This is a genomic window from Capillimicrobium parvum (assembly GCF_021172045.1).
Classification (GTDB): Bacteria; Actinomycetota; Thermoleophilia; order Solirubrobacterales; family Solirubrobacteraceae; genus Capillimicrobium; species Capillimicrobium parvum.
On the sequence record NZ_CP087164.1, the window covers coordinates 2,274,201 to 2,290,715 of the forward strand.

Genomic DNA, 16,515 nt, shown 5'->3' on the forward strand with positions numbered 1-16,515 from the left:
CAGCATCAGAAGGCGCCCTCGAGGTGGTCGAGGCACACGAGGTGCCCCGCCGGGTCGATGATCACGCCGATCGCATCGAAGCGCAGGCTCCCGGCGCGCGGCCGCTCGCTGGTCTCGTGCAGCCAGGCATGCGCCATGCGCCGCACCTGCCGGCGCTTGCGCTCGTCGAGCGTGGCCCACGGCGTACCGGAGCCCGCCCGGCGCGTCTTGACCTCCGCGAAGACCAGCACGTCGCCTCCGTACGCGATCAGGTCGAGCTCGCCGAACCGCGTGCGGTGGTTGCGCGCGACGATCGCGAGCCCCCGCCGCTCGAGGTGCGCAGCGGCATGGTCCTCGCCGAGGCGGCCGAGTCGGTGGCGGAGGTCGTCGGACATGACGGCGACCGTACGCCTGGTCATGTGACGGATCAGCACCTCACCGTTCCAACTTCGTCACGGGAACGTCACGGATCGGCAACGTGCCCGCAGACGTCGCGAAGCCGCCGCAACCGCGTGACGAACTTGTGACGTTCACGTGCTGATTCGTGACACGTCCCTGCGTAGCGTCGCCGACCGTGCTTGCCCGTGTCACCACCTTCTCGATCCGCGGACTCGATGTCCGCCCCGTCAGCGTCGAAGTCGACATCAGCCGCGGCCTGCCGGCGTTCACCATCGTCGGGCTCGGCGACACCGCCATCCGCGAGGCCCGGGAGCGGGTCCGCACGGCGCTGCAGAACTCCGGCTTCGAGTTCCCGCTGTCGCGCATCGTCGCCAACCTCGCGCCCGCGCATCTGCGCAAGGGCGGCTCCGGGTTCGACCTCGCGATCGCGTGCGGCGTGCTCGCCGCCAGCGGCCAGGTCCCACTCGCGGCGCTCGAGCGCCGAGCGGTCTTCGGCGAGCTCTCGCTGACCGGTGCGCTGCGGCCGTGCCATGGGACGCTGGCGGTGGCCCAGGGCGCGCGGGCGGCCGGCCTCGACGGTCTCTTCGTGGCGCGCGAGACCGCCGCGGAGGCCGCGCTCGTCGACGAGCTGGAGGTCGCCGGCGCCGGCACGCTGCGCGATGTCGTCGAGATCCTGGACGGGACCACGGGGGTGCACGTGCCCGACGATGCGCTCCCCGTCGCACCTGTCCCGTCGGCCGAGCCGGACCTCTCGGACGTCCGTGGCCACGCCGCCCCCATCGAGGCGCTGCGGATCGCGGCGGCCGGCGGGCACAACCTCCTGCTCCGCGGGGCCCCGGGCACCGGCAAGACGATGCTCGCCCGGCGGCTGCCCGGGATCCTCCCGCCACTGAGCCGTCAGGAGGCGATCGACGTCACGCGCATCCACTCGGTCACCGGGTTGCACCGGGGCGGCCGCCTGGTCGAGCGCCGGCCGTTTCGCGCGCCACATCACACGATCTCGGCGCCGGGCCTCGTCGGAGGTGGATCGCGACCGACGCCCGGCGAGGCGAGCCTGGCCCACCATGGCGTTCTGTTCCTGGACGAGCTCAGCGAGTTCACGCGCAGCGCCCTCGAGGCCCTGCGCCAGCCGCTCGAGGACGGACGGGTGGCGATCGTTCGCGGACAGCACACCGCGGTCTTTCCGACCCGGTTCGCGCTGGTGGCCGCGACGAACCCCTGTCCCTGCGGGTTCGGGCCGGGGTCGCCGCGCTGCCGGTGCAGCGAAAGCGACCACAGCCGCCACGCGCGCCGGCTCAGCGGCCCGCTGATCGACCGACTCGACCTCGTCGTCGACGTGGAGAAGCCCGACGCCGCGTCGCTCGCCGGCCCGCCCGCGACCGACTCCGCCACGGTCCGGGCGCAGGTGACCGAGGCGCGGGAGCGCCAGGCCGCACGGCTGATCGGCACGGGGATGGCCTCCAATGCGCAGATGGATGCGGCGCTCGTGCGCCGCCACGCCCGCCTGGGTTCCGCCGCCCAGCGCGCCCTCGACGCCGCCTACAACGACGGTCGCCTCAGCGCCCGCGGCCGCGACCGCGTGCTCAAGGTCGCGCGCACGCTCGCCGACCTGGGAGGCCGGGCCGACGTCTCGGTCGAGGAGATGCACGTGGCGATCTCCCTGCGCGGCGAGCCCCACGGCGCGGAGCGCATCGCATGACGAGCCTGTCCGGCTCCGGCTCCGGCTCCCGGGCCTCGGCGGACACGGCCACCGTGCCCGGAGACCCGGCCGCGACCCCGACCGGCCCGGCGCTGCCCTGCGGACCTTGCCTGCGCCGCACGTGGCTCGTCGGCGAGCTCTCCGGCCGCATCGAGCTCGCACGCCGGGCCGGGACGAGCCGGCTCAAGCTGCTGCTGGCGCTCGATGACGAGGACCTGCTCAGCGCGGTCGGCGCCGCGCCGGGCACCGCTGCGCGCCACCGCAACTACGAGCCGAGCGAGGGGCGCGCCGCGGCGGCCCGGGCCGGCGTGACCGTCGTCTGCCGCCACGACCCTCGCTATCCCGCTGCGTTGCGCGACATGGCGGACGCGCCGGCCGCCCTCCACGTCGCCGGGTCGGTCGACCGGCTCGTGGAGCTCACGGGCGCCGCCCGGCCGGCGGTGGCCGTCGTCGGGGCCCGACGGGCCTCCGCGTACGGACTCGAGGTCGCGCGCGGGCTGGGCCGCGGGCTGGCCTGCGCCGACGTGACCGTCGTCAGCGGTCTCGCGCTCGGCATCGACTCCGCCGCGCACGCCGGCGCTCTCGACGTCGACGGGCCGACCATCGCGGTGCTCGGCGGCGGCGCGGAGCGGCCCTACCCGGCGAGCAAGCGCCGGATCTACGAGGCGATCCGCGCGACGGCCTGCGTCGTCAGCGAGATGCCGCCCGGAGGGGCCGTTCACCGGTGGTGCTTCCCGGCACGCAACCGGATCATCGCCGCGCTCGCACGAGTGACCGTCGTCGTGGAGGGCGCCGAGCGTTCGGGCTCGCTGATCACCGCCGAGTTCGCCCATGACCTGGGGCGCGAGGTGGGGGCGGTGCCCGGCCAGGTCACGTCGCCGCTCGCGCGTGGGCCCAACGCGCTCCTGGCCGATGGGGCGCACGTGATCCGGGGGCCGGAGGACGCGCTGGACGTGGCGTGCGGCGTGGGGGAGTGGCGTCAGCGCCCCGGTGCGCCGGCGGTGCCCGCGGTCCTGCAGCGGCTGCACGACGCCGTCGCCGCGGGGGCGCAGACGCCCGAGATGCTGACGCGGCGGGGCTTCAGCGCCGCGGCGGCGTTCGCCGGCCTCGCGGAGCTCGAGCAGCTCGGGCACGTCCGGCGCACCGCCGCCGGGCGATACGTCGCCACGCTGCCGGCGCGCGACTCAGCCGGGCAGGGGCGCTCGTAGTCTGGATGCGCGCATGACCATTCCCTGTGTCCTCTCCATCGCCGGCTCCGACTCGGGCGGCGGCGCCGGCATCCAGGCCGACCTCAAGGCGTTCGCCCGCTCGGGCGTGCACGGCATGACCGCGATCACCGCCATCACCGCGCAGAACACCGTCGAGGTGCGGGCGGTCGAGGCGGTCTCGCCCGGCATGATCAAGGCCCAGATCGCCGCCGTCGCCGACGATCTCGGCGTCGACGCCGTCAAGATCGGCATGCTCGGCAGCGTGGCCACGATCGAGGCCGTCGCCGAGGCGCTCGGGCGCCTGCCCGCGGGCACGCCGATCGTCCTCGATCCCGTGATGGTCGCGGAGTCCGGCGGGCGCCTGCTCGACGTCGACGCGGAGGAGTCGCTGCGAGAGCGGATCGTGCCGCTCGTCACCGTCGTCACGCCGAACGTCGCGGAATCACGGGTGCTGGCCCGTGCGGGGGAGGACGTCCCCCTCGAGGAGGTGGCGCGCCGCATCCACGCGCTGGGACCCGGCGCCGTGATCGTCACCGGTGGCCATCGCGAGGAGGCGTCCGACCTGCTCTTCGACGGAGAGCGCTTCGAGAGCATCCCGGGCGAACGGCATCCGGGGGGCGCCGCGCACGGATCGGGTTGCACGCACTCCGCGACCCTGGCCGCGCAGCTCGCCAAGGGCCGCAGCCTGATGGAGGCCGCGACCGCCGCGCGGGAGATCGCCGGCGCCGCCGTTCGCGACGGGCTGCGCGAGGTCGGCGCGGGAGCCGGACCCGTCAACGTGCTCGGGCTGAGGAGTTGACGTGCGCCCCGCCTGTCGTTCCCGATCCGGCCCTTTGTCATAATCGCGCGAGGGATGAAGCTTCTGCGCATGAAGCCCGGTCACGGTGAGGTCCTCCTCGCGGAGGGAGACGTCGACGTCCCCGACCAGGAGCGCGACCTCATCGAGGCGTTCCGCGAGCAGCTCGACCAGGGGATGTGGGCCGCGGTGCCCACGGGACGCACCGGCGGCCGGCGCGAGGCGCAGATGGTGCGGTCGTTCGGTGAGGTGCCGCGCGACGCCGAGCGCGTGATCTTCTTCCCCAAGGCCGCCGGCGGGGCATGATGAGCGACATGCGCCCCCGGCCGGCACGGACCGTGGCGGACCACGGGGATCGCGCATGCTGCTCGCTCTGAGCGCCACGGCGATCGTCGTCATCGCGCTCCTGTGGGAGGTGTGCTGGCCGGCGATGTCCGAGGCGATCGACCGCCACCGGGCCCGCCGGGCGCGGGTGCCCACGTTCGACTACGACCCCGGGCGCGAGCGGCGCGCCGAGCAGCGCGCCCGCGAGCTCCTGCGCTCGTGCGTCAACGAGGAGGAGTGGGACATGTATCGCGACCTCGGATTCGTCCGGGTGTGGGGCGGCATGGCCGACGGTCCCGAGCGCGGCGCCGCGCGTGACAGCCTCGCCGGCGCGCCGTACGCCTACCTGATCTACCCCCACAAGCCGATCGTCGCCTACCTGCCACAGACCCGCCGGCTGCTCAACGAGTACTGCGTCGTGTTCCCCGACGAGTCCAGGCCGTACGGCTCGCCGCGGCTGCCCGACTCCGACGACGTGCTCGCGAAGTGGATGGCCCTCACCGGCGACGAGGAGCGTCTCATCGCCGAGGCCAACATGCACCTGCCGGGCCGCCAGGTCGATCCGCAGCAGGTCAAGCGCGACCTGTGGCGGTTGTCGGAATGGGAGCGCCAGCGCGCCGCCCGGGAGCGGCGGACCGGCCACGGTAGTGTTTCCGCGCCGTGAGCTCCTCCCGGAACGGCTTCGACCTCAAGCACCGCTCCCGCGCCCTTACCGAGGGGCCTGAGCGCGCGCCCGCGCGCGCCTACCTGAAGGGCATCGGCTACGACGACGAGGCTCTGGGCAAGCCGATCATCGGCGTCGCCTCGACGTGGATCGAGACGATGCCCTGCAACTTCCACCTGCGCGCGCTGGCGGCGAAGATCAAGGACGGGATCCGCGCCGCCGGCGGCACGCCGATGGAGTTCAACACCGTCGCGATCTCCGACGGCATCACGATGGGCACGTCGGGCATGAAGACGAGCCTGGTCAGCCGCGAGGTGATCGCGGACTCGATCGAGCTGGTCAGCCGCGGCCACCTGTTCGACGCCGTCATCGCGCTCAGCGGCTGCGACAAGACCATCCCGGGAACGGTCATGGCGCTCGCGCGGCTCGACGTGCCGAGCGTCATGTTCTACGGCGGCTCCATCGCGCCCGGGCGCTTCCGCGGCCGCGACGTGACGATCATCGACGTGTTCGAGGCGGTCGGGGCGCACGCCGCGGGCAAGATGACCGACGAGGAGCTGGCCGAGATCGAGTCGGTCGCCAGCCCCGGCGCCGGCGCGTGCGGCGGCCAGTTCACCGCGAACACCATGGCGATGGCCTTCGAGATGATGGGCATCAGCCCGATGGGCCCCTCGGCGGTGCCCGCCCAGGAGCCCACCAAGGGCGAGGCGGCGTTCGAGGCGGGCCGGCTGGTCATGGACGTCCTGCGGGCCGGCCTGCGCCCGCGCGACCTCATCACCCGCGAGTCGCTGGAGAACGCGATCGCCGCGGTCACGGCCAGCGGCGGGTCGACCAACGGCGTCCTGCACCTTCTCGCCGTCGCGACCGAGATGGGCGTCGAGCTCGACATCGACGACTTCGACCGCATCTCGGAGCGCACCCCGTTCATCTGCGATCTGAGTCCCGGCGGGAAGTACACCGCGGTCGACATGTACCACGCGGGCGGCACCGCCGTGCTGGCGAAGCGGCTCAAGGATCTCGGCGTGCTGCACGTGGATGCGCCCACGGTCGTCGGCAAGACGGTCGGGCAGCTCGCCGACGAGGCGGTCGAGACCCCGGGCCAGAAGGTCGTCCTGCCGCTCGACGCCGAACCGCTCAGCGCGACCGGCGGCCTCGCCATCCTGCGCGGCAACCTCGCTCCCGACGGTGCGGTCGTCAAGCTGGCCGGCCACCACCGCCGCCACCACACCGGTCCCGCCCGCGTCTTCGAGGGCGAGGAGGCGGCGATGGACGCGGTCACCCACGGTCGCATCCAGCCGGGCGACGTCGTCGTCATCCGCAACGAGGGCCCCGTCGGCGGCCCCGGCATGCGCGAGATGCTCGCGGTCACCGGCGCGATCAACGGCGCGGGCCTCGGTGAGCAGGTCGCGCTGATGACCGACGGCCGGTTCTCCGGTGCCACGCACGGCTTCACCGTCGGTCACGTCGCCCCGGAGGCGGCGCGCGGCGGCCCGATCGCCGCCGTCCACGAGGGCGACGAGATCACCATCGACGTCGACAACCGGCGCATCGACGTCGCCCTCTCCGACGAGGAGATCGCCGCTCGCGTCGCCGCCTACGACGCCCCGGTCAGCCCCGACAGCACCGGCGTCCTCGCGAAGTACGCGGCGCTCGTCTCGAGCGCCAGCGCCGGGGCGGTCACGCGCGTCGACCGCGCGCCCACCCAGGTCTGAGCCGCCACGCCGAACCGCCCGGCCACGCGGGCGGGTGGGTCCGGAGGACTCCCGGTGCATGCCGGAGCGGGGGTGGCGGCTTCAGTCGCCCGCCGGCGCGGCGGCCGGCGATGTCTCGTCGACCTCCTCGCCCGGAGCCTCGGCCAGGAAGTCGCCGAGCAGCTCGTTGAAGCGCTCGGGCCGCTCGAGCATCGCGACGTGGCCGGTGTCGTCCCAGATCACCTTGCGGGCGTCCGGGATGAGCTCCTCGAACACGTCGGCGTCGCGCACGGGGACGATGAGGTCCTGCCGGCCCCACACGATGAGGGTCGGGCAGGCGATCTCCGGCAGCCGGTGGCGGATCGGGTAGTCGCTCAGCGCGTCGAGGGCGCCGATGAACCCGGGCGTTCCCATTCCGGTGATCTGCTCGTAGGCCAGCTTCGGCGACAGCTGCTCGGGATGGCGCACGGCGAGCCCCATTGCCGCTCGCCGCAGCCGCGGCCGCCGGGCCAGCGCGGCGGCCCGCGCAAGCACGAGCCCGGTCATGTAGGTGCCGATCGCCTCCGCGCGGTAGAGCAGCTGCAGGGCCGAGTCGATGCGCTGGTCGGCCGCCGAGATCCCCGCGGCCGAGACGAGCACGAGGCGCTCGACGCGCGCCGGCGACTGGATCGCCAGCTCGGTGCCGATGAAGCCGCCCATCGAGTTGCCGACGACCGCGGCGGCCGAGACCTCCAGCTCGTCGCAGAGGGCCTCGACCCACCGCCCGTAGCCCGGGATCGTGATCTTGTCGGCGGGCATCTCCGAGTGCCCGAACCCCGGCAGGTCGACCGCGATCGCCCGATGGCCGGCCTCGGCGAGCACGGGCAGCTGCTCGAGCCAGTTGCGCCACGAGCCTCCGAGCCCGTGGATGAACAGCACGGGGTCGCCGTCGGCCGGCCCGATCTCGACCACGTTGGCCCAGCGGTCGTGCACGCGCAGCCACCGCTCATGCCGGCTCCAGTCGATGCTCCACCATGGCGTCAAACGGCGACCTAGGATATGCGACCCAGTGCGCATCGCGATCGACATCGACTCGACCCTCCACCACTATTGGGACGTCCTCTCCGACGCCGCCCGCCGCCGGTTCGGCATCGACCTGCCCTACGAGCAGCAGTTCGACTGGGGCATCACCCGGCTGAAGCCCAGGCAGCTCGAGGTCTGCATCGCCGAGACCCACACCGACGACGCGATCCTCGCGGGCGAGCCGTACCCGGGCGCGGTGGAGGTCGTCACCCGCTGGCACGACGCCGGCCACTTCATCCACATCACGAGCCATCGCCAGCAGCACGCCCACGAGGCCACCGAGGCCTGGCTGCGCAAGATCGGCCTGCCCTTCGACGAGCTGTACTGCTCGTTCGACAAGGTCGCGCGCTGTCGCGAGATCGCCATCGACGTGCTCGTCGACGACTCGCCGGTGAACATCGCCCGCGCCGTCGACGTGGGCATCATCGCGGCGACGCTGCGCCACCCGTGGAACATCGACGTCTGCGAGGAGGAGGACGTGCTGTGCGCCGACGACTGGCCGGGCCTCGACCGCGCGCTCGAGCCCGTGCTGAGCGCGACCGCCCCCGGGTAGCACGTACCGGATGACCGACGAGACCGCCGCCGCCCTGACGCCCGCCGGCCGGCGCGATCTGCTGCCCGCCATCGAGCCCGAGCGCACGCTCGACGACTGGGGCTGCTCGGAGCGGATCGAAGGCCTCTTCGACCAGACGGTCTACGAGTTCTACTACCGGATCTGGTTTCGCTGCGAGGTCGAGGGCGTCGAGAACGTCCCGTCCACCGGCGGCGCGCTGCTTGTCTCCAACCACGCCGGCGCCCTGCCGCCCGACGCCGCGATGATCACCAAGGCGATCAAGGAGGAGCACCCGCACCCGCGCCTGGTGCGCCCCCTCGTCGAGCACTTCTTCAAGGGCTATCCCGGCTTCTCGATGCTCGCGCCGAAGATCGGTGCCGTCCCGGCCCACCCGGCCAACGTCCACCGCCTGCTCGCGGACGAGGGGCAGCTCGCCCTCGTCTTCCCCGAGGGCCGCAAGGGCTCCGAGAAGCTCTTCAAGGACCGGTACCGCCTGCGCCGCTTCGGCCGCGGCGGCTTCGTCGAATCGGCCATGCGCGCCGCCGTGCCGATCGTGCCGATCGCCCTCGTCGGCGCCGAGGAGGCGCAGCCGATCTTCGCCCACGTCGGCGTCTTCCAGAAGCTCACGCGCCTCATCTACTTCCCGATCACCCCGACGTTCCCGTGGCTGGGTCCGCTGGCGCTGGCCGGCTACCTGCCGGCGAAGTTCAAGATCCGCTTCCTCGAGCCGGTGCGCACGGACGACATGGGCGCGGCGCCGTGGGAGGACGAGGGCCTCGTCCAGGAGGTCGCCCAGGAGATCCGCGCGCGCATCCAGGAGGAGCTCATCGACATGCTCGGCCGGCGCCGCAGCGTCTGGCTCGGGTGAGGCGGATGGCGAGCCGCCGCATCCTCATCACCGGGCTGAGCACCTACTGGGGCGGGCGCCTGGCCCAGGCGCTGGAGGACGATGACGAGGTCGAGGCGATCATCGGCATCGACCGCACCCCGCCGAAGGTCGAGCTCGACCGCACCGAGTTCGTCCAGGTCGCCGACCACCACACGCTCATCCGCCGCATCGTCCAGGGCGCCGAGATCGACACGGTCGTCGACACGCGCCTCGTCACCGACTCGAGCCTGACGAGTCCGCGCAAGGCCCACGAGAACAACGTCATCGGCACGATGAACATCCTCGCCGCGTGCAGCGGGGCGGACACGACGGTCAAGAAGGTCGTCTTCCGCTCGTCGGCCGACTTCTACGGCGCCGAGCAGGACGACCCTGCCTTCTTCACCGAGGACATGCGCCGCCCGCACCCGGCCCGGACCCCGATCGAGCGCGACATCGTCGAGGCCGAGCGCGCCGTCGCCGACTTCGCGGCCAAGCACCCGGACTCGACCGTCACCGTACTGCGCTTCGCGCACGGCCTCGGCCCGGAGCTGCGCACCTCATACAGCCGGCTGCTCGGCCTGCCCGCCGTGCCGATGATCCTCGGCTTCGACCCCCGCTGGCAGTTCGTCCACGAGGACGACATCGCCGGCGCGCTCCACCACGCGGTCACCCATGAGCTGCCCGGCATCTACAACGTCGCCGCCGACGGCGTCCTGGCGCTCTCCGAGATCGCGGGGCTGCTCGGCAAGCCGCTGCTGCCGGTCCTGCCGCCGTGGGGCACCGAGCTCGCGCTGCCCATCGCGCGGCGCCTCGGCGTGCACATCGTGCCCGAGATGGTCAACCACCTGCGCTTCGGCCAGGGGCTCGACAACCGGCGCCTGAAGGCCACCGGCTACCGCCTGCGCTACACGACCCGCGAGACCGTCGAGAAGCTCCGCGAGCACCAGCGCGTCGAACCGCTGCTGCGCGACCGGTCGGGCCAGTACCGCTACGAGCGCGAGGTCGAGGATTTCCTGCGCCGCAGCCCGAGCGTGCGCCGCGAGACCGAGCGCGACGAGTCCGCAGGCGCCAACTGACACACGCTGGTGTGAAGTTGCGGTTGCATGCCTTTCGTCAGCAGCTCCGGTTTAACTATCCTGACTTCGGGATGCGCCGCCCACTTCTGATCGCCGCCGCCGCGATGCTGCTCGTCATCGTCGGTTTGGGCGTGGCGGTGGTCGTCCTCGACAACAAGGCCGAGGGCAAGATCGCCGACGGCGTGAAGGTCGGCAGCGTGGACGTGGGCGGGATGAAGGCCGAGCAGGCCAAGGCCAAGGTCCGCAAGCAGTTGCTCGCCCCGCTCGACGACCCGGTGGTCGTCCGCTACCACGGCGAGACCTGGAAGCTCACCGCCGCGAAGGCGAAGATCCGCGCCGACGTCGACGGCATGGTCGCCGAGGCCATGAAGCGCAGCGAGGGCGGCAACGCCGTCCAGCGCGCCTGGCGCGAGGCGACCGGCGGCGAGGTCAAGGCCACGATCCCCGCCGAGGTCACCTACTCGCGGCGGGCGGTCAACAAGCTCGTCAAGCGGATCGCCGCCCACGTGCAGCGGGACCCGAAGGACGCGAGCGTCACGTTCTCCTCGACGAGCCTCGGCGAGGTCAAGGGCAAGGACGGCGTCGCCCTCAAGGCCGCGGTGCTGCGCCGGCAGATCAACGACTCGATCACCACGCCCGGCGCGAAGCGGACGTTCAGAGCCAGGACGAAGGACGTCAAGCCAGAGATCACGACCGACGAGCTCGCCGAGAAGTACCCGGTGGTCCTCACGGTCGAGCGCGGCAGCTTCAAGCTGCACCTGTGGAAGAACCTCAAGCTGACCAAGACCTACGACATCCGGGTCGGCCAGCAGGGGCTCGAGACGCCCGCCGGGCTCTACCACATCCAGAACAAGGCCGTGGACCCGGCCTGGAGCGTGCCTCACTCGGCGTGGACCGGCAGCCTCGCCGGCCAGGTCATCCCGGGCGGTGCGCCGAACAACCCCCTCAAGGCCCGGTGGATGGGCATCTTCGACGGGGCCGGCATCCACGGCATCGACCCCAGCGCGTACGGCACGATCGGCACCGCCGCCTCGCACGGCTGCGTCGGGATGCGCATCCCCGACGTCGAGGAGCTCTACGACCAGGTGCCGGTCGGAGCTCCCATCTACATCGCCTGAGCCTGGTCGTCCTCGCCGGGCGCCGGCGCGTCAACGCCGATCAGCTACACGGGCACGTCCTGCCGGCCGCCGATCTACATCGCCTGGGCCTGGTCGTCCTCGCCAGGCGCCGGCGCGTCAACGCCGATCTGCTCCACGGCCACGTCCTGCCAGCCGCGCTCGACGAGCAGGGCATGGTGGGGCGAGTGGCGAAAGACCAGGCTACCGATGAACACGCCCTTCTCCCGGCGGCGCATGACCGCGTACCACATGGTCGTGGCGTCGTGCGTGCCCTGGATCCGGTGCCACGGCCGCGGCACGTCGCCGGCCGGCGACGCGATGCCCGCGGCCATCAGCTGCTTCTGCGTGGCGACCCGCCCGCGCTGAGTGTCGATGAAGAAGAGCGCCATCCCCGCAGAACCTAGCGACGCCTGGATCGCGGCCCTCGAGCTGTTCGCGGCCGACCTGCGCCGGCGCGGCGCCGCCGAGCGCACGCGCCACGAGTACGCCGCCGACCTGCGCCAGTTCGCGACCTGGGCGACCGCCGCCGGGTTCGATGCGCCGGCCGTGACCCCGCGGGTCCTGCGCCGCTACGCGGCCTCGATGTCCGAAGCGGGGCACGCGCCGACGACCATCGCCCGCAAGCTCGCCGCGCTGCGCTCATTCTTCCGGACGATGCGCGAGCACGGCGACCTGCCGCAGAACCCGGCGGATCTCGTCTCCTCGCCGAAGCGCCCGTCGAAGCTGCCGCGCGTGCTCAAGGCCGACGAGGTCGCCCGCCTGCTCGATCGCATCCCCGCCTCCACGCCGCTCGAGCTGCGCGACCGTGCGATGTTCGAGCTCGCCTACGCGAGCGGGCTGCGCGCCGAGGAGCTCGTGAACCTGGACGTCGAGTCCGTGGGCTTCGATGCCGAGGAGCTGCGCGTCGAGGGCAAGGGCTCGAAGACCCGGATCGTTCCCGTGGGCGAGGAGGCGCTCACGGCGGTGACGCGCTATCTCGAGCGCGGGCGCCCCGTCCTGCGCTCCGACCCCGCCGAACCGGCGCTGCTGCTGTCGAAGTCCGGCCGGCGCCTGTCGACCTCGGACGTCCGTCGCCGGCTGCGCGTGTGGACCCGTCTCGTCGGCCTGCAGGGCGGCGTCTCGCCGCACGCGCTGCGCCACTCGTTCGCCACGCACCTCCTCGACGGCGGCGCGGACCTGCGCGCCATCCAGGAGCTCCTCGGGCACGCGTCGATCAGCACGACGCAGATTTACACTCGGGTAGAGTCCGCCCGGTTGAGGACCGCCTATGCCCGCAGCCATCCAAGGGCGTAGTGGGGTTCGCGCGGAGGGAAGCGACCTGGAGACCAACGTCAAAGCGATCGAGCTGCGGGACCTGTGGCGCCGCTACAAGCAGCAGGGCGACGCGCGCGCCCGTGAGCGGCTCGTCGTCACCTACTCGCCGCTGGTCAAGTATGTGTCCGGACGCATGGCGTCGGGCCTGCCCGCCCACGTCGAGGAGGCCGACCTCATCTCGTACGGCCTCGTCGGCCTGATCTCGGCGATCGAGCGCTTCGACATCGAGCGCGAGATCAAGTTCGAGACCTACGCGATCACCCGGATCAAGGGCGCGATCATCGACGAGCTGCGCTCGCTCGACTGGGTGCCCCGGTCTGTCCGCGCACGGGCGCGCGAGATCGAGAAGGCCAACTCGAAGCTCGAGCACCGGCTGCAGCGCGCGCCGACCGACGAGGAGATGTCGGCCGAGCTCGGCATCACCGTCGACGAGTTCCAGGACTCGCTGCAGCAGATCTCGACCTCGACGGTTGCCGCGCTCGACGAGCTGTGGACCGTCTCGGACGCCAGCGGCGACCAGGTGTCGCTGCTCGACACGCTGCAGGACCCGGACGCTCCCGACCCGGCGACGATCATGGACGCGACCGAGCTCAAGGACCGCGTCGCCGACGCGATCGCCCGCCTGCCGGAGCGTGAGAAGCTCGTCGTCGCCCTCTACTACTACGAGAACCTCACCCTTCGGGAGATCGGCGAGGTCCTCGGCGTCACCGAGTCGCGCATCTCCCAGCTGCACACGAAGGCGGTGCTGCGTCTGCGCTCGCGGCTGGCCACCGAGACCGACGTGCTTCCCGGCTAACGCGCTCCGGCGGTCATCGGCGCCGTCCGGCGCCGGACCCGCCCGCGCCGGCGCTGCCGGCGAACCGCCTCGTAGACGAGCAGCGCGAGGGCCACCGGCACCGTCGCCGGCAGCGTGTCGAGGACGAGGAAGAGCGCGTCGAACGCGACGGCGAGGACCAGGACGAGGACGGCCACGCCGGCCTGCGCGCGGCGCGACACCTCCGCCGCCACGACGGCGCCGAGCACCGCGGCGAGGAACAGGTCGCCGTAGCCCATGCTGGCCGGGTCGATGATCGCCACCTGCAGGCGCGGCAGCTCGGCGGCGGGCCTGGCCGCGACGAGCGTCGAGTTGGGCTGCTGCAGCTGCTCGGAGAGGATGAGGATCGCGTCGGCGGTCGCCATCGCGAGGATCCCGAGCTTGAGCAGCATTGCGGGGGCCACGCCGCGCAGCAGCCGCGCGAGCGTCACGCAGCTCAGCGCGGTCAGCGCCAGCGCGCACAGGTGGCCGCCCAGCTCGCCGGACCAGATCCATGCGGCGGCGCCGAGCGGCAGCACCGCGACCGCGTAGACCGGCCGGGCGCCGTGCATCGCCCAGCCGAGCGCCACCGCGGCCAGCGGCGGGCACGCGATCAGCGCCAGCCACGTCAGCCCGTCGGCCAGCCCGGGCAGGGCCGTGATGCCGAAGACCACGGCCACGATCGACGCCGGCGGGATGAGCGCCCACCAGCGCCCGCCCAGCCGCGCGAGCGGCCTGGGCAGCCCGGCGGCGGGCAGCGCGACCAGGGCCGCCTGGACGGCGTCCAATGCCACGATGGAGGGGTTCCAGGGAAGGTCCATTGTGAGTAGGGTCCCTCGCTCATTCGCGAGGAGAGGAGCGTAGGCATGCACAAGCGTGCGGACCGCATTCGCAATGTCGCCCTAGTCGGCCACCGAGGCAGTGGCAAGACCTCGGTGCACGAGGCCCTGCTCTACCAGGCCGGAGCCACGAACCGCCTTGGCTCGGTGGTCGACGGAACCACGGTGTCGGACTCCGACCCCGACGAGCAGGCCCGGGGGATGTCGATCGGCGCGTCGCTGAACTCGTTCGAGTGGCAGGACCGCAAGATCAACCTCATCGACACCCCGGGCGACCCGTCGTTCGTGGCCGACGCACTCGGCGCGCTGCGCGTGTGCGAGTCCGCGGTGTTCGTCGTCAACGCGGTGATGGGCGTCGAGGTCTCGACGACCCGCCTGTGGCGGCGCGCCGAGGAGCTCGACATCGCCCGCCTCATCTTCGTGAACATGCTCGACCGCGAGCGCGCCGACTTCTTCCGCACGCTCGACGGCCTGAAGGCCGCCTTCGGCCCGCACGTCGTCGCGACCGAGATCCCGATCGGGCGCGAGCACGACGTCAGCGGCGTCATCGACCTCGTCGACATGAAGGCCTACCAGTACGACCCGTCGCATCCATCCCGCGACAACTGCACCGAGATCCCCGTGCCGGACGAGCTCATGGCGCAGGCCGAGGAGTTCCGCGAGAAGCTGATGGACGAGGTCGCGGAGGTCTCCGAGCCGCTCATGGAGCGCTACCTCGAGGGCGAGGAGATCTCCCACGACGAGATCGTCACCGCGCTCAAGGACGGCACGAACCACGGCGACATCTTCCCGGTGACGTGCGGCGTCGCGGTGCGCAACCTTGCGACGAACCGCCTGCTCGACGCGATCGTCGAGGACCTCCCGAGCCCCGTCAAGCACGGCGGCCTCGAGGTGGGCGACATGACCCTGGAGCCGTCCGAGGACGCCGAGCTGTTCGCCTACGTGTTCAAGACGCGCGCCGACCCGTTCGCGGGGCGCATCAACCTCTTCCGCGTCTACCAGGGCGTCCTGGCCAAGGACACCCAGGTGCTCAACACCCGCTCGCACCACAAGGAGCGCATCGGCCAGCTGCTCGTCTTCCGCGGCAAGGAGACCGAGCACGCCGAGGACTTCGGCCCGGGCGACATCGGCGCCGCCGTCAAGCTCAAGGAGACCCGCGCCGGCGACTGGCTCGCCGCTCGGGATGAGCCGGTGGAGATGCCGTCGATCCCGCTGCCCGCACCGGTCATGGCCTTCGCGATGGAGCCGAAGTCCAAGGGCGACGAGGACAAGGTGTTCACCGCCCTGCGCCGGCTGCAGGAGGAGGACCCGACGATCGACCTGCACCGCGACGAGCAGACCGGCGAGCAGATCGTGGCCGGCCTGTCGCAGATCCACGTCGAGGTGATCGTCGACCGCCTGCGCGACCGCTTCGGTGCCGAGGTGACGCTCAAGCCGCCGCGCGTGCCCTACCAGGAGACGCTGCGCCGGCCCGCGAAGGCGCACGGGCGCCACAAGAAGCAGTCCGGCGGGCGCGGGCAGTTCGGGGACTGCCACATCGAGATCGAGCCGCTCGAGCCGGGCTCCGGGTTCCAGTTCGAGGACAAGATCAAGGGCGGGGTGATCCCGCACAGCTTCATCCCCGCGGTCGAGAAGGGCGTGCGCGAGGCGATGGCGGCCGGGCCGGTCGCCGGGTTCCCCGTCAAGGACATCCGCGTACGGCTCGTCGACGGCTCCTACCACACGGTCGACTCGTCGGAGATGGCGTTCAAGCTGGCGGGCACGATCGCCATGAAGGAGGCGATGGCGAACGCCGACGCCGCGCTGCTCGAGCCGATCATGACCGTGACCGTGTCGGTCCCCGAGGACTCGGTCGGCGACGTCATCGGCGACCTCAACTCGCGGCGCGGGCGCCCGCAGGGAATGGAGCCGGCGGCCGGCATGACCGAGATCAAGGCCGAGGTGCCGATGGCCGAGATGCTCAGCTACGCGCCGGACCTGCGCTCCCTGACCGGCGGGCAGGGCGACTACACCATGGAGTTCCTGCGCTACGAGGAGGTGCCGGCCCACCTCGCCCAGAAGGTCGTCCAGCAGACGGCCGGGGAGGCGGTCACCGCTTGAGCCCCCGCCGCGGGCCGGGGGTGCATCCAGGG

General features: G+C 72.3%; 17 protein-coding genes. 13 read left to right on the top strand and 4 right to left on the bottom strand.

Annotation, left to right across the window (positions count from 1 at the left end):
* Window positions 1–5: 5 nt before the first annotated feature.
* A complete protein-coding gene (locus tag DSM104329_RS11275) occupies window positions 6–374 on the bottom strand; it encodes a YraN family protein (protein ID WP_259315536.1) in 369 nt (122 codons plus the stop codon).
* A gap of 179 nt (window positions 375–553) precedes the next feature.
* Here DSM104329_RS11275 and DSM104329_RS11280 point away from each other — a divergent pair, with 179 nt between their 5' ends.
* The 6 genes from DSM104329_RS11280 to ilvD are packed head-to-tail and all read left to right on the top strand — an operon-like array spanning window position 554 to window position 6,781.
* A complete protein-coding gene (locus DSM104329_RS11280; RefSeq protein WP_259315537.1) occupies window positions 554–2,077 on the top strand; it encodes a YifB family Mg chelatase-like AAA ATPase in 1,524 nt (507 codons plus the stop codon).
* The gene (gene dprA, locus DSM104329_RS11285) at window positions 2,074–3,285 is read left to right on the top strand and encodes a DNA-processing protein DprA (RefSeq protein ID WP_259315538.1); all 1,212 of its coding nucleotides are present in this window, start codon (window positions 2,074–2,076) and stop codon (window positions 3,283–3,285) included. The genes DSM104329_RS11280 and dprA overlap by 4 nt, the downstream gene beginning before the upstream one ends.
* Window positions 3,286–3,298: 13 nt before the next feature.
* Window positions 3,299–4,084, top strand: a complete 786-nt coding sequence (gene thiD, locus DSM104329_RS11290) for a bifunctional hydroxymethylpyrimidine kinase/phosphomethylpyrimidine kinase (protein WP_259315539.1) — start codon at window positions 3,299–3,301, stop codon at window positions 4,082–4,084.
* A gap of 54 nt (window positions 4,085–4,138) precedes the next feature.
* Window positions 4,139–4,387: a hypothetical protein gene (locus DSM104329_RS11295; protein ID WP_259315540.1), complete on the top strand. Its 249-nt coding sequence runs from the start codon at window positions 4,139–4,141 to the stop codon at window positions 4,385–4,387.
* A gap of 55 nt (window positions 4,388–4,442) precedes the next feature.
* On the top strand, window positions 4,443–5,069 hold the full coding sequence (locus DSM104329_RS11300; RefSeq protein ID WP_259315541.1) for a hypothetical protein: 627 nt from the start codon (window positions 4,443–4,445) through the stop codon (window positions 5,067–5,069).
* Entirely contained in the window at window positions 5,066–6,781 is a 1,716-nt protein-coding gene (gene ilvD / locus DSM104329_RS11305; RefSeq protein ID WP_259315542.1) for a dihydroxy-acid dehydratase, read from the top strand. The genes DSM104329_RS11300 and ilvD overlap by 4 nt, the downstream gene beginning before the upstream one ends.
* A gap of 81 nt (window positions 6,782–6,862) precedes the next feature.
* Here ilvD and DSM104329_RS11310 read toward each other — a convergent pair whose 3' ends face one another.
* The gene (locus tag DSM104329_RS11310) at window positions 6,863–7,783 is read right to left on the bottom strand and encodes an alpha/beta fold hydrolase (protein ID WP_259315543.1); all 921 of its coding nucleotides are present in this window, start codon (window positions 7,781–7,783) and stop codon (window positions 6,863–6,865) included.
* Window positions 7,784–7,808: 25 nt separating this feature from the next.
* On the opposite strand from DSM104329_RS11310, the gene DSM104329_RS11315 reads away from it, so the two are divergent.
* From DSM104329_RS11315 to DSM104329_RS11330, 4 genes are all read left to right on the top strand, one after another.
* On the top strand, window positions 7,809–8,375 hold the full coding sequence (locus tag DSM104329_RS11315; RefSeq protein ID WP_259315544.1) for a 5' nucleotidase, NT5C type: 567 nt from the start codon (window positions 7,809–7,811) through the stop codon (window positions 8,373–8,375).
* A 10-nt stretch (window positions 8,376–8,385) separates the two neighbouring features.
* On the top strand, window positions 8,386–9,243 hold the full coding sequence (locus DSM104329_RS11320) for a lysophospholipid acyltransferase family protein (RefSeq protein ID WP_259315545.1): 858 nt from the start codon (window positions 8,386–8,388) through the stop codon (window positions 9,241–9,243).
* A gap of 5 nt (window positions 9,244–9,248) precedes the next feature.
* Complete coding sequence (locus DSM104329_RS11325; RefSeq protein ID WP_259315546.1) at window positions 9,249–10,319, top strand: NAD-dependent epimerase/dehydratase family protein; 1,071 nt, start codon at window positions 9,249–9,251, stop codon at window positions 10,317–10,319.
* A 71-nt stretch (window positions 10,320–10,390) separates the two neighbouring features.
* Window positions 10,391–11,437: a L,D-transpeptidase family protein gene (locus DSM104329_RS11330; RefSeq protein WP_259315547.1), complete on the top strand. Its 1,047-nt coding sequence runs from the start codon at window positions 10,391–10,393 to the stop codon at window positions 11,435–11,437.
* Between the two features lie 74 nt (window positions 11,438–11,511).
* On the opposite strand, the gene DSM104329_RS11335 is transcribed toward DSM104329_RS11330, so the two are convergent.
* A complete protein-coding gene (locus tag DSM104329_RS11335; RefSeq protein ID WP_259315548.1) occupies window positions 11,512–11,826 on the bottom strand; it encodes a hypothetical protein in 315 nt (104 codons plus the stop codon).
* On the opposite strand from DSM104329_RS11335, the gene DSM104329_RS11340 reads away from it, so the two are divergent.
* Together DSM104329_RS11340 and whiG are read left to right on the top strand one after the other, a co-directional pair.
* Entirely contained in the window at window positions 11,810–12,730 is a 921-nt protein-coding gene (locus DSM104329_RS11340; protein WP_259315549.1) for a tyrosine recombinase XerC, read from the top strand. The two genes, DSM104329_RS11335 and DSM104329_RS11340, sit on opposite strands and share 17 nt — an antisense overlap.
* Complete coding sequence (whiG, locus tag DSM104329_RS11345) at window positions 12,705–13,547, top strand: RNA polymerase sigma factor WhiG (RefSeq protein ID WP_259315550.1); 843 nt, start codon at window positions 12,705–12,707, stop codon at window positions 13,545–13,547. Before DSM104329_RS11340 ends, whiG begins: the two co-directional genes overlap by 26 nt.
* Here the strand turns inward: whiG and DSM104329_RS11350 are convergent.
* Window positions 13,544–14,365 (bottom strand): hypothetical protein, encoded by an 822-nt coding sequence (locus DSM104329_RS11350; protein ID WP_259315551.1) that lies wholly within the window; start codon window positions 14,363–14,365, stop codon window positions 13,544–13,546. The genes whiG and DSM104329_RS11350 overlap by 4 nt on opposite strands.
* Before the next feature lie 45 nt (window positions 14,366–14,410).
* On the opposite strand from DSM104329_RS11350, the gene fusA reads away from it, so the two are divergent.
* Window positions 14,411–16,483, top strand: a complete 2,073-nt coding sequence (gene fusA, locus DSM104329_RS11355; protein WP_259315552.1) for an elongation factor G — start codon at window positions 14,411–14,413, stop codon at window positions 16,481–16,483.
* Window positions 16,484–16,515 lie beyond the last annotated feature (32 nt).

What these genes read in the sequence shown, in the direction of transcription:
- DSM104329_RS11275 (WP_259315536.1), bottom strand. Translation starts at nt 374, where the DNA reads ATGTCCGACGACCTCCGCCACCGACTCGGCCGCCTCGGCGAGGACCAT.
- dprA (WP_259315538.1), top strand. Translation starts at nt 2,074, where the DNA reads ATGACGAGCCTGTCCGGCTCCGGCTCCGGCTCCCGGGCCTCGGCGGAC.
- thiD (WP_259315539.1), top strand. Translation starts at nt 3,299, where the DNA reads ATGACCATTCCCTGTGTCCTCTCCATCGCCGGCTCCGACTCGGGCGGC.
- DSM104329_RS11295 (WP_259315540.1), top strand. Translation starts at nt 4,139, where the DNA reads ATGAAGCTTCTGCGCATGAAGCCCGGTCACGGTGAGGTCCTCCTCGCG.
- DSM104329_RS11300 (WP_259315541.1), top strand. Translation starts at nt 4,443, where the DNA reads ATGCTGCTCGCTCTGAGCGCCACGGCGATCGTCGTCATCGCGCTCCTG.
- DSM104329_RS11320 (WP_259315545.1), top strand. Translation starts at nt 8,386, where the DNA reads ATGACCGACGAGACCGCCGCCGCCCTGACGCCCGCCGGCCGGCGCGAT.
- DSM104329_RS11325 (WP_259315546.1), top strand. Translation starts at nt 9,249, where the DNA reads ATGGCGAGCCGCCGCATCCTCATCACCGGGCTGAGCACCTACTGGGGC.
- DSM104329_RS11330 (WP_259315547.1), top strand. Translation starts at nt 10,391, where the DNA reads ATGCGCCGCCCACTTCTGATCGCCGCCGCCGCGATGCTGCTCGTCATC.
- DSM104329_RS11340 (WP_259315549.1), top strand. Translation starts at nt 11,810, where the DNA reads ATGAAGAAGAGCGCCATCCCCGCAGAACCTAGCGACGCCTGGATCGCG.
- DSM104329_RS11335 (WP_259315548.1), bottom strand. Translation starts at nt 11,826, where the DNA reads ATGGCGCTCTTCTTCATCGACACTCAGCGCGGGCGGGTCGCCACGCAG.
- whiG (WP_259315550.1), top strand. Translation starts at nt 12,705, where the DNA reads ATGCCCGCAGCCATCCAAGGGCGTAGTGGGGTTCGCGCGGAGGGAAGC.
- DSM104329_RS11350 (WP_259315551.1), bottom strand. Translation starts at nt 14,365, where the DNA reads ATGGACCTTCCCTGGAACCCCTCCATCGTGGCATTGGACGCCGTCCAG.
- fusA (WP_259315552.1), top strand. Translation starts at nt 14,411, where the DNA reads ATGCACAAGCGTGCGGACCGCATTCGCAATGTCGCCCTAGTCGGCCAC.